Genomic DNA, 14,567 nt, shown 5'->3' on the forward strand with positions numbered 1-14,567 from the left:
TTAGTAAATATCCCAAAACCAAAGCTCTTTGAAGCTGGCGTCGAAATAAGACGGAAAGCCACCGACTAAGGCCTCGCCATCCCAGACGTCAATGTGATCGGTTGTACCCCATCCATCGCGGAAGAAAATAATACCGGTGCGTCCCAATATTTCCTCCTGACTGTGAACGATGCTGCGTGATCCAAATGTTCGGGGTTCTGACTTGATCCAGTTCGCTAACTCTTGTGCCGCTAACACATGACCTTTAACTAAGCCGTCTTTGTGGTGTTTGAAGGCGCGGTACTCTGAAGTGCAGCGTCTGATAATACCGCGGTCTTCTGGTAGTTTGATGCCTGATAACTCAAGTGCTGCCCCCATACGGATGGCGCACTGATTAGTAAACAGGGTTTCGTCGCAGATGTTTTTACGCCCGGGGTGGTTCGCCCAGAATAACTTCATCAATGAGACAGTGACCACTATCTCGATTGAACTCTCCGGGTTGCTTACTTTGATGGTCTGAGTATCATTATCTGATGCCGAGACTTTGCTGAACTGGATCGTAAACTGACCGTTTGAATCGATATCGTTTACTAACTTAGCATCACGCGTGCCACTCAGGTCGAGTGTGCAGTCTGCGTAATCTCCCGCTGGTTCGGTGACAATCTGGAAATTCACATTACGGTTTACAGGAACTTTATTTCCCTCTGTCGTAATCGCAGAGATAATCGTGCGAGCTGGAGCTGGAGCTGGAGCTGGAGCTGGAGCTGGAGCTGGAGCTGGAGCTGGAGGTGCCGGTGTTTCTGTTTCTGTTTCTGTTTCTGGCGCCTCTGTGGGTGTGCTGACAGCTGGTGGAGCTACCTCAGGTGATGAGGATGTGTCATCGACAGGGGCAGTCGGTGTAGAAACATCAGGCTGCCTGTTCTTACTAAACAGATTACGCAGCCATTGTATAAACTCATTGAACGACATATCGATTTCTCCATAAATTCGGATCTAGCGTTCTTTGTATCAGCGAGATATTACTCCGACTTTTCGGTTCCTTCAGTCGTAGCTTTTTCGCCAGTCATTTTTTCTACCGCTTCAGTTGCCTCGGTCGCGACATCATCTGCAGCGGCTTCAACTTTTTCTACGGCTGATTCCACTGTTGACTCAACAGCAGTTTTTTCTGCCTCTGCATCAGTCGCCTCAGCTTGTTTTTCTTCAGACTTGTCAGCTGCTTCCGACTTGTCTTCAGAAGCGTCCACTGTTTCAGTGACGGGTTTGATTTCTTCCGGCTTTTTATCTTGATTATCAGCAGTCGGTTCCAGAGTGTTAGCCGGTACAACTGATGTGTCTGGCAAGCCAAGGTTCATGGCAGGGGGTAGATCTGGTGTGGGACGTAGAATAAGGCCAGCGATAATCGCTCCAGCTAATGCAATAATGACGATGCCGCCAAACTTTCCAAACATGAGGTTCTCCTAACGTATCCTTGTTATTTTATAGTAATCGCGATGATGCGCCGAGTGTAGCATCTCAGCGCCATAAAATAAAAACAGTGTTTAGAGGCGTTGCCTGGAGAGTTAGTGGTGTCTTTGTATGGAGAACCAGGCTAATTCAGTTAAAGCCGTTTTTTCCGGACTATTTTCAAGATGACTAAGGCTTTCAACAGCGAGCTTTATCTCATTTTCCGCGGCATTGTAGGCGTAATCCAGTGCGCCGGTTTTGTTGATGACTGTCAGGATTTCATCGATTCTATCAAGGCCGCCTTCCTCGATCGCAGTGCGAATCATTTGTGCTTCCTCGCCCTCGCTACGTTGCAACGCGATAATTAATGGCAGTGTTGGTTTACCTTCAGCAAGGTCGTCGCCGACATTCTTTCCCATTTCATCAGCCGAAGCACTGTAATCAAGAATGTCGTCAATAACCTGAAAAGCAGTTCCTAAATGCATGCCATAATCAGCCATGGCTTTTTCTTCGTCAGTCGGTCTTTTGGCAAGGATAGCGCCGAGCTGAGAAGCTGCTTCAAAGAGCTTGGCCGTTTTAGAGTAGATTACTTCGAGATAGCGCGCTTCCGTAGTATCCGCATCATTACAATTAAGTAACTGTAGTACTTCGCCTTCGGCAATGACGTTGGTTGCTTGTGAGAGGATTTGCATCACGCGCATCTCGCCCACATCCACCATCATTTCAAACGACCGGGAATAAAGGAAGTCACCCACTAAAACAGCGGCTTGATTGCCCCATATATTATTGGCTGTGTCTTTGCCGCGTCGCATGTCCGACTCATCAACAACGTCGTCATGGAGCAGGGTGGCAGTATGGATAAATTCTACAATAGCAGCGATATCAACATGCTGCTGACCCTTGTAGCCACAAGCTCTGGCTGTCAGAAGTGCAAGCATTGGGCGTAGACGTTTGCCACCATTACCTATAATGTAGTGACTGAGCTGGTTGATTAGCACGACATCCGATTGTAATCTTTTTTGTATTAATGAATTAACGTCGCCCATGTCGTCGGCGATTAGTGCCTGAATTTCCTTAAATTCCATAATCCTGGCTGTGCTCGTCTGTCGCGATATAAAGGGCGAATGCTAGGTAGATGGCTGCGTACTGTCAAGGGTACAATTAAAACGATAAAAACAAATCTGACGATTGACGGGGTAACCTGAAGAAAGTATACTCCCGCGGCTTATTGATAGACTCTATTCGCTTAGTTAGGAGCAAGAACATGTACGCCATCTTTACTACTGGTGGAAAACAATACCGCGTATCACAAGGTGATGTGCTGGATATTGAGAAGTTGGACGTTGAAGAAGGCGCAAGCGTCGATTTTGATAATGTCCTTATGGTTAGCAATGATGACGCTGTGCAGATCGGTGCTCCTTATGTTGAAGGTGGCAAGGTCACTGCAACAGTAACGAAGCAAGGCCGTGGCAAGAAAGTTGAAATTGTAAAATTCAAACGCCGCAAGCATCACCAGAAACGCACTGGTCATCGTCAATATTTAACAAAAGTTGAGATCACAGCGATCTCTGCTTAATTAAAATAGATTCAATTCTATTTTAAGCTAAAGAGGATTTAGTAATGGCACATAAGAAAGCGGCGGGTAGTACTCGCAACGGACGTGATTCGATATCGAAGCGTCTTGGTGTTAAGCGTTTTGGCGGTCAGGTTGTAACTGCTGGAAGCATTATCGTACGTCAGCGTGGAACTCGTTTCCACCCGGGTACTGATGTAGGCTGTGGTAAAGACCACACTTTGTTCGCAAAAGCAGACGGTGTTGTTGTTTTCGAAACAAAAGGCCCACAGAACCGTAAATACGTAAGCATTCAAGCTTCTGCTTAATCGCTACTGCGTATATCGAAAAAGCCCCATCTATTGAATGGGGCTTTTTTGTGTCCGGGTGATTTGTATTTATGTGACTTGTTGCGTTAGAAGCGCTCTATAGGTATCAATAAATCGCGGATACATACAGTGTGTATTGCTCGCAACTAACTCGCTTTAAGGATCAGTTGATCACCAGAGAGACTTCACCTAAATGCATGTGACCATCTTCTGAAATAGCCAAACGAAGAATGGTATTTCCGGCATCTAGCTGAGGCATAATCGGTAGGGTGTTCCAGAGCTTTCGATACTCATCGTGACCAGCACCAACTGCCTGACTCTCATTACCATTACTCACAATTGACAATGCCACATCATCCAATCGTGTCGCTGAGGTTACAGTGACCGGTAACGGCTTCCCTGATTCTGGTGCCTCATTGAATCGGATGTGTAGTGTGAGTCCCCGCCCCTCAACTTCACAGGCGTCCTGAACTGGCTTGCATTCGCCTTTAGGTACTAACTTATAGTACTTGGCATCCTCACGATTGGTCATGTACAGATCCATTAGACCATAACCACCGATACCCAGAAATGGAGCCATAATCAATGCAATAAATTTGTGTTTATCTCTTAGTATACTTTTAAAGTTCAAATGCGTAATGACGGCGAAAGCCGCTCCTCTCCCAAAATAAATGTTTAGCCAAGCAAATAGGTAATGTCATGTGTCGGTCTCAGGAGGTCAGATAGCTGACTCCTTTTGTCCAGAGAACCATCCCATCTATCTCATGCCACTGCCATGATCAAACCCCTGTAATACTATCTTACAAAAGATCTCAGATGTGTACGCCCTAGAGTGAAACACAAACTGGGCTTATAGCATAAATTAAAAATTAATAAAGTTCGCGAGTTACGCCTTATGCCGCAATACATTTTGGGAATTTCAGCCTACTACCATGACAGTGCTGCGGCACTAATCCGTGACGGACAGCTGATATCTGCGGCACAAGAAGAGCGATTCAGCCGCAAAAAACATGATCCCGGCTTTCCCAAGGCATCCATTGAATACTGCTTGAAGCAGGCAGATATCAAGCTTGGTGATGTTGCGCACATTGTCTTTTATGACAAGCCACTTCTTAAATTTGAACGTCTGCTTGAAACCTACCTGGCGTATGCGCCGAGAGGATTTCGGTCCTTTATGATGGCGATACCGATTTGGATCAAAGAAAAGTTGTTTCTCAAAAAGACATTGAGACGTTCATTGTCTGAGTTGTCGGGCATTCCCGAAGCAGAACTGCCGGGTTTATTGTTTACCGAACATCATCAATCACACGCCGCATCAGCATTTTTCCCCAGTCCGTATGAGAGTGCTGCGGTGATGTGTCTGGATGGTGTTGGGGAGTGGGCTACCACTTCTGTTTGGATTGGTAATGGCAATACGCTGACGCCGCAGTGGGAAATAGACTTCCCGCATTCACTGGGGTTGCTGTACTCCGCTTTTACTTACTACACCGGTTTTAGGGTTAACTCAGGCGAGTATAAGCTGATGGGATTGGCGCCTTACGGTGAGCCTAAGTATGTTGATGTGATCTTAGAGAACCTTCTGGATTTAAAAGACGACGGTACGTTCCGTCTGAATATGCGCTATTTCAATTACGCAACGGGTCTGACGATGACCAATAAGCGATTCGCAGATCTGTTTGGTGCACCTGCCAGAGAGCCAGAAGCTGAGCTGACACAACGCGAAATGGATATAGCTCGCTCTATTCAGGTCGTCACGGAAGAAGTTGTATTAAGGCTTGCTCGCACGGTTCACAAAGAGACTGGACAAAAGCATCTGTGCTTAGCTGGTGGTGTGGCATTAAATTGTGTGGCGAATGGTCGACTGTTGCGGGAAGGGCCGTTTGAGTCGATATGGATTCAGCCGGCTTCCGGTGACGCTGGTGGGGCCATCGGTGCCGCTTTGTCAGCACATCACGAATATCAGGAAAAGCCGCGTCACAGGCCATTACAAGCCCGTCAGATGGATGCGATGCAAGGCGCATACCTTGGCCCTGAATACTCAGCAGAGGAAATTAAGTCGTATCTGGATTCGGTTGGTGCTAAGTATCAGGAATTAGGTAATGACGAAATATTTACTCAGGTTGCCAATCATCTTGATGATGAAAAAGTGATCGGTTGGTTTGCAGGGCGTATGGAGTTTGGTCCACGTGCGCTAGGTGGGCGCTCGATCATCGGTGATGCACGCAGTCAAAAAATGCAGTCAATCATGAATCTCAAGATAAAGTATCGTGAATCATTCCGGCCATTTGCACCGATCATTAAACATGACAAAGTGTCTGAGTGGTTTGAGCACAAAGGGGCGAGCCCTTACATGTTAATCGTCGCTCCGGTACGTGAAGATAAACGCAAGCTGATGACTGAAGAGGAAACAAAATTATTCGGCATCGATAAGTTGAATATACCGCGTTCTGAAATCCCTGCCGTAACTCATGTTGATTACTCCGCACGTTTGCAAACTGTACACCCTCAGACGAATCCGAGGTTTTACAAATTACTGGATACCTTTGAGTCAAAAACAGGCTGTCCACTCCTGGTAAACACATCGTTTAACGTTCGAGGTGAGCCGATCGTCAATACACCAGAGGATGCATATCGTTGTTTCATGCGAACAGAAATGGACTTTCTGGTTTTAGAAAATTTCCTCATAGATAAAACATCGCAACCCAATTGGCAGGAAAAAACTGATTGGAAACAGGAGTTCGATCTGGATTAGTCATGATGAATAGTGAAGTAAAGAAAACAGACTTTACCGCCAAAGAGCTCAGAGACTTTGGGTTGATTATGGCGGGTATGTTAATACTCATGTTTGGTTTGGTATTGCCGTGGTTGTTTAGCTTTTCAACACCGTATTGGCCGTTCATCGCTGCTTTTGGCTTTGTCGTCGCAGCATTGCTTAAACCACTGATTCTGGCACCGGTTAACCGCGTCTGGTTGAAAATCAGCGACGTATTAGGTTGGGTAAACACACGGTTAGTGATGGGAATAATGTTCTTTTTATTAATTGTTCCGATCGGCTTACTGGTGCGGGTTTTCAAAAAAGACCCACTGAATAATCAGTGGTCTGAGACGGATGAAAGCTACCGTATCGTCACTAAAAACAGAAACAAAGATCACTTGGAGAAACCTTTCTAATGTTGGACTTAATGTCAGACCTTTGGTCATTCATGCGTGAGCGTAAGAAGTTCTGGCTCGCGCCAATTATTTTATTAATGGTGTTATTAGGTGGATTGCTTGTGTTTGCACAAGGTAGCGCAATCGCACCGTTTATTTACACCTTATTTTGATGTGAATCACGATATGTTCTCCTGGATTGGCAGGATGCCAGCTCAGGTAACCGAGATATAAAACAGGGGTAAGTTCGGATGAAATTGAAGTCAGTGGTGATTAATTTAGCGCTTATGGCTGTTAGCGCAGGACTGATAGTCGGTGTAGCTGAGGTTGCAAGTCGTTACATGGTGCCGATCTCGCCAGGCCCCAGTTTATTGAGCACAGATGGAAAGCCTATTCGGCAGAGTTATGTCGAGCCAAGCAGTCAATACCGGATTATTACGCCCGATTTCGATGCGCTGACAACGATCACGAAAGATGGCTACCGTGGACCGGCATCTTCCGGAAATCCGGATACGCTGTTTTTAGGTGACTCATTTACGTTTGCGCAGGGTGTGACGGATGAGCAGGCATTCCCTTATCTGTACTGCAAAGCTAAGAATCTGGATTGTGCTAACTTGTCAGTACCGGGTGCGAGCACGATTTACACGATTTCGCGGTTGGAACATTACCTGAACGTAAAAGGCTGGGCGCCGAATAATGTATTCTTGTTCTTTTTCACCGGGAATGACTTCACCGACAATTTGTGGGCTGACGAGCAACGACGCAATGGACGTAACTACGAGCCATTGGAGTTGAGCCCCGAGCAAGAAGATGCAGTTCATAATAGCCTACCCCCGCATAAGCAACTGATCAGTAAAGCATTAAAGTACTCGAATCTTCTGCGAGTGCTTTACTACAAAGTATTACCGGAGATCCGTCAGCAGGGTGACAATTCCGGTCAAAGAGCACAGCTGGAAAAAGCACTGGCGATAACCAAAGAGTCGTTTGATCGTCTTCAGGTGTTAAGTGATGAATATGCGTTTAACTACCGCATTTTTGTGATTTACCCAGAGCCTGAGGTGAGACTGGGTGTGTTCAAACAAATGGATGAGAAACTGCAGGCAATTGCACCCAGTGAAATTACATCATTAGGTGAGTTGTTTTCGAAAGATAGTCAGCAGTATTTCTTCCCTGCAGATGGGCATTTCACGATGAGTGGTAACCGTTTATTGGCTGATTTCCTGATTAAGGAGTTGCCGTAATCCGTGCCTCTGTGGTTTTATGAAGAACGCTTTAGCGATCTTAGTCTTAGTCCGTAGTGATTGAGATCCGTTTCTACTGCAAACCATAGACGTTCTTATCTTCGGGGTAGCTGACGCTATAACCATAGCGTAGGCGTAGTTCGGTCTTTGGTTGAAGTGTGCGTTTCCAGCTCATGACGCCTTTCTTGTCATCTATGTCCTTTTCGCTCGGTGCATCACCAGTTAATTCAACATTAATATCTTCATGACTGGCGACGGGTATGTTGTCGTACAGCTGAATGGGATAGGCTTGTTGGTGCTGGTTGTTCATCGTCACTTGATAAGCTCTTTTTACTACCTTGCGCTTACCAAAGAAAATGCCATCCTCACTTTTTGCATCCGGATCCGGTTGAAATGTGAGTTTCACCTTGTCGTCTTCACCGAATGAGAGTTTTATTTCCTGCCCGGGCTGTTGCTGGCTTAGATAAGTGTTACCGACATAATATCCATCACGGTATAGTGATAAATTACCGGCTAGGAGTGGCGTCTCGCCGTCATACTTAAAGTGTGTGGTAAGCAGTACTCTTGGGTCTATACGAGGCGTGCTTGCAAGTTCAATTGTGCTGTTGTGCTCTTCAGAGGATAGGGAAAAGCGTTTCTTTTCTGAGCCTGAATCAAGAGATACGGTTTGTGGAATGATGTAATCCGCTGAAAAGTCAGCAGTCACCATTAAGCTTTGTTCGGCCACCACTTTTCGCTTAACCGGAGCAGCCGGGGCTGCCATCATACTTACTTCGGCATCCATCATAGGCGCCATTTCCTCAGACATTGCCATGCCTCTGGCGGTTGGGAAAGCTTCAAAATCGGGTGCAAAGTCAATTGACCAAGGTTCTAGTGTCGCAAGTTGAGTGGATTGCGAGGGTCTTAGCGTGGAGAGTGTGACTTTAGTCTTGTTCCAATTCTCACCGGTACGTTGACTGATTTCAGCCTGTGATTTGATGGTTAATTTTCCGGACTGAGTATCTAAGTCAGCATCGTAAACTGGAGTCCATGATGCACCATTAATGAGATAGCTGATTTCAATTTCAAGCGTTGTATCAGCTGATGCTTTGAGGTTAAGTCCGGCGACTCTTGTGCTGCGCTGATTGCTGGCGACTAGTCGCAATTGGTTGTTAAGTTTTTTGAGTTCAGCATCCAATGCCGTTACTTCAGTATTAGTATCTCTAATCAGCTCCTGTGCATTAGCTGTTGCCTCTTCGAGCGTTTTCCAGGCTTCCTGCCATTGCTCCATCGGTAGTTGTAGGTAGCGACTACCAGTCTCATTGTTTCCGCCTGACCCCATCGCAGCGATATATTCCAGTTTAGATTGTTGGCGTTTAATTTTGTCCTGTAATGCAGTGCGTTGCAGATTTAAGGTATCAATTTTTTCACGAAGCAGGCGCTCCTCTTTTAACACGAGCTCTGTGTTGATTTTGCTTTTTAGAGAAACACTCCCCAGAGTAACATCGGCATCGGCTGAGCCATCCACACGAAGTGATGACTGGATCAGTCTCATCGGCAGGTCTGATATCTCGAGTGTACTTTCACCCGCAGGAACCTCTAGTTTGGCGACCCGTGTAACCTTAGCGCTGCCAGGAAATACGGTGATGCTCTGAATTGATGATGTGGTAATTAACTCAGCGGCCTGAGCATAGCTTAGAAAGCCAAAGGTGCTTCCGCTAATGATAGTGAGTACTATAGGACGAGAAATGCTTTGAAAGCTCATGTAAGACCCCCGAAGTTTAATTATTGTGGCTAAGCCATTAGGCCCGCGTTTATTACTGTAGTTCATCATATCATGCGATTAATTGATAGCCATTGTCACCTTGATTTCTCAGTCTTCAATGAAGACCGCGATACACTCTTAGCGCTTGCTCATCAAAACAATGTGAGTGATATTGTGATCCCCGGAGTAACAGCAGGCACCTGGAAAGATCTGGAGCAACTATGCGCTAAGCATCGCGATGCCAAAGTAAAACTGCATGCTGCTTATGGGTTGCATCCAATGTTTATGTCATCACATAAACCAGAAGATCTGTTGATGTTGGAGCGTCAGCTTAATCGGTCAGAAGCGGTGGCAGTGGGTGAGTGTGGCTTGGACTTTTTCGTTGAGTCGCATGACAAGCAGCATCAACTGGAGTATTTCACTGCTCAAATGGATCTTGCCTTGCACTTCCAGTTGCCTCTGATTATTCATTCCAGAAAGTCATTGGATTTAGTGCTGAAAGAAATCCGGCTAAGACCCGGGCTCAGGGGAGTGATCCATAGTTTCTCAGGCAGTTATCAGCAAGCAACGCAATTAATTGATCTGGGATTTTATCTGGGCTTTGGCGGCCCTGTGACTTATTCCCGAGCCAACAAACTGAGACGCTTGGTAAAAGACCTGCCTCTGGAAGGTTTATTATTGGAGACAGATGCTCCAGATCAGTCAGACTCATCTCACCGTGATCAACGAAACCAACCGTCATGGCTGGTAGATATAGCAAAAGTGGTTGCGGAGTTGAGAGGGGATAGCCTTGAAGCTGTCGCAGCGATGACGACTAAAAATAGTTGTGAGTTGTTTGGCATAAAAAATGCCCCGCAATAGCGAGGCATTTTTCAAAGCTTAGTTGTGAAACACCTGTTTATGGGCAGGTAGAATCCACTGTTGTCATAGCATGCTGCTTGTCTTCGTTAAACCTGATGCCAACTTTGCTCGGTGAGGTGAATAGGTACTGATAACTACCACCTGTCACATTGAACGATGTGGGTGCACATTTTAGTTCAACTTCTACCGTACCTTTACCTTTGAACTCAAAGCTCAGGTCTGTGCCATCACCATTTAGTGAGATTAACTCACCACGTGACGGTAGCTTAGTGATACGGCTAACATTGTTTGCCGGAGTACCAAGGTTGATCTTGAATGTACCACCACCTTTACTCATCAGCACTTGTGAATCGCTGTAGGCATACCAGTTATCAACTGACTGGATTGTGGTTCCATTTGCCACTCTAAGCGCAAACTTACCCGTATCAGCTGCCGTGACGGTAGCAGTTACAGTATTACCTGATTTGTTGACTGCAAGTCCTGCTGATTTAAATGCCTTGATTCGGTCAGCAAAGTCTTTACCAGTGGCAAATTCTGAACCGTACTCATAAGCTTTCTTGATCAGGCTATCAAACATATCGAAGTTATAACCGGCATCGCCAAAGTCCATTGGACCATAGTCATGCCAAGGCCAGTGGATCAAGCCTTGAGGCGAATGCTTTGTTAAAGTATCAAACTCATTGAACCATACTTGCTTCGCTTCTTCGGCAGTTCTGCGTTGGAACTGCACCAAAGTGAAGTCAAACGACATGTTTGGACTCAGATATACTTTACTGATGGTTGGATTCAGGAAGCCAAATGCATTCGGATAACCCGCGCCAGAACTTGAGTAACCACCACTCAGATAGTCAAGGTGCTGAATGATCTCTAGTGACGTGGCTAAGTTCTCCGGTGCGCCTGGTACGGCACCACTCAAGTTAGATAAGCCTAGTTGCTGCTCAATAATCTGACGAGATGTTAAGAACTCCCAGCTTAGTTGAGCCGGGTTCAGGATGTTGGTGTCATGGGGATGAGTGTAAGAGTGCGTACCCATCTCGTTACCTAGCGCCAGATACTGCTGATACAGTGGTGCTGAGTAGCTCCAGTCTGTTTCTTCCTGATTAGGCGCGTATGCACCAATGTTGATGTAGTACGAGCCAACAAAGTCATACTGATCCTTCCAGGTCTGCAGGATTGGTAACAGGGCACCATTCACAGGAGCAACTTCATCAATGAACATGCTTTGATCCATGTCATTTCGGGCAACAAAGATCGAGTTATTGCGTGTCATGTGAAGTGATGCTGCTGCCTTCTCACCGTACACACTCCACTGAAGCACTGACCAGAGGATATTAGGGTCAGTCATTTGCTGTACAGTTCCAAAGTGTGCGTGACGACCACCGTTTTCGGTGACAATTAACGCATTCTTTGTACCAATACCAGTGATGTCTTGTGTTGCAATGATGTTACTTGAATAGCTGCCGGTCGGAACGAAGTAATCTGTGAATGAATTTGTGTAGCTTCTTAAGACTTCATTGTAAGCGTACTCGTTGCTAGTGATAGGGTGAGCACTATTAGAGATCTTGTAGTTGATCGTAAACGGCCCACCACCATCAACACGAGTCACACCCATCAATGCCTTCATACGAGAGTAAGCATCACCCGGTAGACTGGCGCCCGTCTCATCATTCGTCAGTAAGTTACCCGCAGTAACGATACCAACATTATAGTCGCTAACAGCCGTAATCAGGTTCTGTTCGATACCGGGAAGTAATGATGATTTCACATTAGCAAAATAAGGGAACACGATGGTTTTGTATTTCGTGATTTTACTAAGGTCCAATAAGTCGTCTTCATTGAGCAGGTCGAATGGCAGACCTGCCATGATTGCCTGAGACTGCACGCTCATGAACAACTGAGCATACGCTTTTGTGTCAAAGAACTGGCCTTCAGATGTTTCAGAATAAACAATCGCAATAGGCGCTGTGCTCTGCTCGCGCTTTAACTCGTAGTCATTGGTGTTAGGCCAGTAAGAACGCGGTAGGTAGCTGTCGTTATTTACATCAAACAGCAGGCTGATTGCATCTCCACCAGGTGTACCGATAGCAGCTTCATCAACTTCCAGCTCCATGATAGAGCCACCAGTGCCGTCTGATGTCGTGGCAAAGTTCAATGGGCCAGCAATAAAGGTCTGACCAGCATCGTTGCTGTAAAGATAAGGTTTATCATCTGTGAAGAAGTTGATGTTGTACTCTTCACCACCGGCATAGCCCCAGATTTTGTGACCTGTGTTGTAGTCCTGGTCGGTGTTAAGCCAGATCGTGGTTCCGGAACCGATTGTGCGATTAAAATCATGAATAAGGAATTTATATTTTCCGCCTTCGTAACGACCATATAACTCAGTGCCGTCAACTGCATTCACCGGGTCCAGATCCATTCGGTCGCTACTGTTCCAGTCTGACTTTAGTCCATCAATTTGAATACCACTGTTTGAGAAAACAGTCTGCTTGAGAATGATGTAATTGTTCTCATGCGGCCAGTAACTAACCGGTAAAAAAGTCGAGTTGTTAACATCGATCAGCATGTTGATACCAGCACCAGCAGGATTACCAATCAGCGCTTCAGGAATCGCAATTTCGATATTAGTGCCACTACCGTCAGCGACAATGCTGTGTGTCAGTGGTCCAGATACTAAGGTCTGACCGTCAGCATCAGTGTAAAGATAAGGTTTACCATCCGCAGCAATATTGACGTTATATTCTGCACCGCCGGCATAGCCCCAGATTTTATAACCGGTGTCAGAATTTTGGTCTGTATTGAGCCAGAAAGTGGTACTGGTACTGATTGGGCCATCAAGATTACGTAACAATACGTTGTATGTATTGTTTTCATAACGACCAAATAGCTCATAGCCCGTCACCGGACTACGTGGAGGGAGTTCTAAGCGGTCTTCCTGTGTCCAGTCAGAAACATTACCGTCAATGACGATTGGTGCAGCATGGGCTGAGCCCAGCGTGGCTAACGAAGCAATGAGCAATGCATAAGTGCTCATCCATTTGGATATTTTACGGAGGTTCATGGGGCCTTACCTATGGGGAGTCGAAATTCTAAATAATTGTTAGTGGCTACTGCCTTATTGTAATGATGAGATTAGATGCTTTCGCACGTTAGTCTTGAATCAAATGCACTCTGAACGGTTGCTTTTAACTGATGGGGAGATTGAGATTTCTTGGGTGCTGTAATAGTGCTCACTCAGCGATACGCGCTTAGCCGCTTAAGTGAGCACTCGTATGAATGCCGTTTACTGAGCGCCACCATAGTGACTAACAATCGCTTCATCGCTGATTGATTTACTTTGTTTGCGCCCCGCAAAAAACACACCACTTGCTGCATCGATATTGTATGACTCAGGAATCAGGCTATCTAAATATTGCAGCCAGAAGAAAAGCAATTTGAATATTTTACCTATATTACGCGACCTGAAAATTCCACGTGAAAAGTACTCAATGGCCCACAGTAATTGCGTACCAGCACCGGCTGTAGTGCCCGATTTAATTAGCTCAAAGTTTTTGAATAAAAAGCGATGACCACTTTCGGTATAGCGAGTGAAATCATACGCACCTTCATGGACATGCTGTAAAAACGGAGTTTCAGCATAGACAATGCCATCATCTTTCAACACACGGTAAATCTCAGAAACCACTTTCTCAGGGTCTAATACATGCTCCAGAACCGCCTGAATGATCACGCCATCGAATGCATTATCAGGTAATGGTATATCGTGCGCGTCAGCAACGAACTGCACAGAGTCCGATGCATAGATATCAAATGAGACCAGTTCGATACGAGGGTCTTCATAGAACGGCTCCATAGACTGGCCTGGCGTACCACCTCCTACCATTAGTACCCGTGGTTTAGCATGCTTTTTCAGGAGTTCGCTGAATAGTAGCTCGACATTATCCTTAGTCGCTTTTGATCTGGGGAGAAGCACGCGCTTGATTATGCCGGATAGCCCTTCATAGGCTGGGCGATTAATCACTGAGGCTGTGCCTTCGGTATCCTTCTTATTGAGTATGCTTTTATCAAAGTCGATCACAATGGGGTAGTGGTCAACGAACTCGTATTTTGAGCTGAGTGCTGGGTTTTCTGTGTGTGAAATTAGATTCTGACCATCGATCGTCAGAGGAGTTTGATGTTTTGGGCATCTTAATAATTCTATGACCTGATTCCTTTCAAGTAACATGATTTTGCCTTTTTTATTGATTGAATAAATATCCTTATTTTTTCCT

14 protein-coding genes are annotated in these 14,567 nt (G+C 45.7%); 7 read left to right on the forward strand and 7 right to left on the reverse strand.

Annotated elements, in window-relative coordinates; genetic code table 11:
• From DKW60_RS04670 to ispB, 3 genes are all read right to left on the reverse strand, one after another.
• Complete coding sequence (locus DKW60_RS04670) at positions 1-948, reverse strand: T6SS effector amidase Tae4 family protein (RefSeq protein ID WP_109836505.1); 948 nt, start codon at positions 946-948, stop codon at positions 1-3.
• A gap of 50 nt (positions 949-998) precedes the next feature.
• A complete protein-coding gene (locus DKW60_RS04675; RefSeq protein WP_109836506.1) occupies positions 999-1,427 on the reverse strand; it encodes a hypothetical protein in 429 nt (142 codons plus the stop codon).
• A 111-nt stretch (positions 1,428-1,538) separates the two neighbouring features.
• Positions 1,539-2,507 carry an octaprenyl diphosphate synthase gene (gene ispB / locus DKW60_RS04680; RefSeq protein WP_109836507.1) on the reverse strand — a complete coding sequence of 323 codons (969 nt, stop codon included), beginning with the start codon at positions 2,505-2,507 and terminating at the stop codon, positions 1,539-1,541.
• Between the two features lie 179 nt (positions 2,508-2,686).
• On the opposite strand from ispB, the gene rplU reads away from it, so the two are divergent.
• Together rplU and rpmA are read left to right on the forward strand one after the other, a co-directional pair.
• Entirely contained in the window at positions 2,687-2,998 is a 312-nt protein-coding gene (gene rplU / locus DKW60_RS04685; protein ID WP_109836508.1) for a 50S ribosomal protein L21, read from the forward strand.
• Positions 2,999-3,042: 44 nt separating this feature from the next.
• Positions 3,043-3,303, forward strand: a complete 261-nt coding sequence (rpmA, locus tag DKW60_RS04690) for a 50S ribosomal protein L27 (protein WP_109836509.1) — start codon at positions 3,043-3,045, stop codon at positions 3,301-3,303.
• Positions 3,304-3,466: 163 nt separating this feature from the next.
• On the opposite strand, the gene DKW60_RS04695 is transcribed toward rpmA, so the two are convergent.
• Complete coding sequence (locus DKW60_RS04695) at positions 3,467-3,883, reverse strand: hypothetical protein (RefSeq protein ID WP_109836510.1); 417 nt, start codon at positions 3,881-3,883, stop codon at positions 3,467-3,469.
• Between the two features lie 315 nt (positions 3,884-4,198).
• Here DKW60_RS04695 and DKW60_RS04700 point away from each other — a divergent pair, with 315 nt between their 5' ends.
• From DKW60_RS04700 to DKW60_RS04710, 4 genes are all read left to right on the forward strand, one after another.
• Positions 4,199-6,055 carry a carbamoyltransferase family protein gene (locus DKW60_RS04700; RefSeq protein ID WP_109836511.1) on the forward strand — a complete coding sequence of 619 codons (1,857 nt, stop codon included), beginning with the start codon at positions 4,199-4,201 and terminating at the stop codon, positions 6,053-6,055.
• Positions 6,056-6,057: 2 nt separating this feature from the next.
• Positions 6,058-6,474: an SxtJ family membrane protein gene (locus DKW60_RS04705; RefSeq protein WP_109836512.1), complete on the forward strand. Its 417-nt coding sequence runs from the start codon at positions 6,058-6,060 to the stop codon at positions 6,472-6,474.
• The gene (locus tag DKW60_RS23595; RefSeq protein ID WP_181389583.1) at positions 6,474-6,626 is read left to right on the forward strand and encodes a DUF5989 family protein; all 153 of its coding nucleotides are present in this window, start codon (positions 6,474-6,476) and stop codon (positions 6,624-6,626) included. The genes DKW60_RS04705 and DKW60_RS23595 overlap by 1 nt, the downstream gene beginning before the upstream one ends.
• 78 nt (positions 6,627-6,704) lie before the next feature.
• On the forward strand, positions 6,705-7,694 hold the full coding sequence (locus DKW60_RS04710) for an SGNH/GDSL hydrolase family protein (RefSeq protein ID WP_109836513.1): 990 nt from the start codon (positions 6,705-6,707) through the stop codon (positions 7,692-7,694).
• 73 nt (positions 7,695-7,767) lie between these two features.
• Here DKW60_RS04710 and DKW60_RS04715 read toward each other — a convergent pair whose 3' ends face one another.
• Entirely contained in the window at positions 7,768-9,438 is a 1,671-nt protein-coding gene (locus DKW60_RS04715; RefSeq protein WP_181389584.1) for a mucoidy inhibitor MuiA family protein, read from the reverse strand.
• A 72-nt stretch (positions 9,439-9,510) separates the two neighbouring features.
• Here DKW60_RS04715 and DKW60_RS04720 point away from each other — a divergent pair, with 72 nt between their 5' ends.
• Positions 9,511-10,299, forward strand: a complete 789-nt coding sequence (locus DKW60_RS04720; protein ID WP_109836515.1) for a TatD family hydrolase — start codon at positions 9,511-9,513, stop codon at positions 10,297-10,299.
• Positions 10,300-10,336: 37 nt separating this feature from the next.
• On the opposite strand, the gene DKW60_RS04725 is transcribed toward DKW60_RS04720, so the two are convergent.
• A complete protein-coding gene (locus DKW60_RS04725; protein WP_109836516.1) occupies positions 10,337-13,357 on the reverse strand; it encodes a polysaccharide deacetylase family protein in 3,021 nt (1,006 codons plus the stop codon).
• A 222-nt stretch (positions 13,358-13,579) separates the two neighbouring features.
• Positions 13,580-14,521, reverse strand: coding sequence for a class I SAM-dependent methyltransferase (locus DKW60_RS04730; RefSeq protein ID WP_109836517.1), 942 nt, complete (start codon positions 14,519-14,521; stop codon positions 13,580-13,582).
• Positions 14,522-14,567 lie beyond the last annotated feature (46 nt).

The organism is Leucothrix pacifica, from assembly GCF_003172875.1.
GTDB classification, from domain to species: domain Bacteria; phylum Pseudomonadota; class Gammaproteobacteria; order Thiotrichales; family Thiotrichaceae; genus Leucothrix; species Leucothrix pacifica.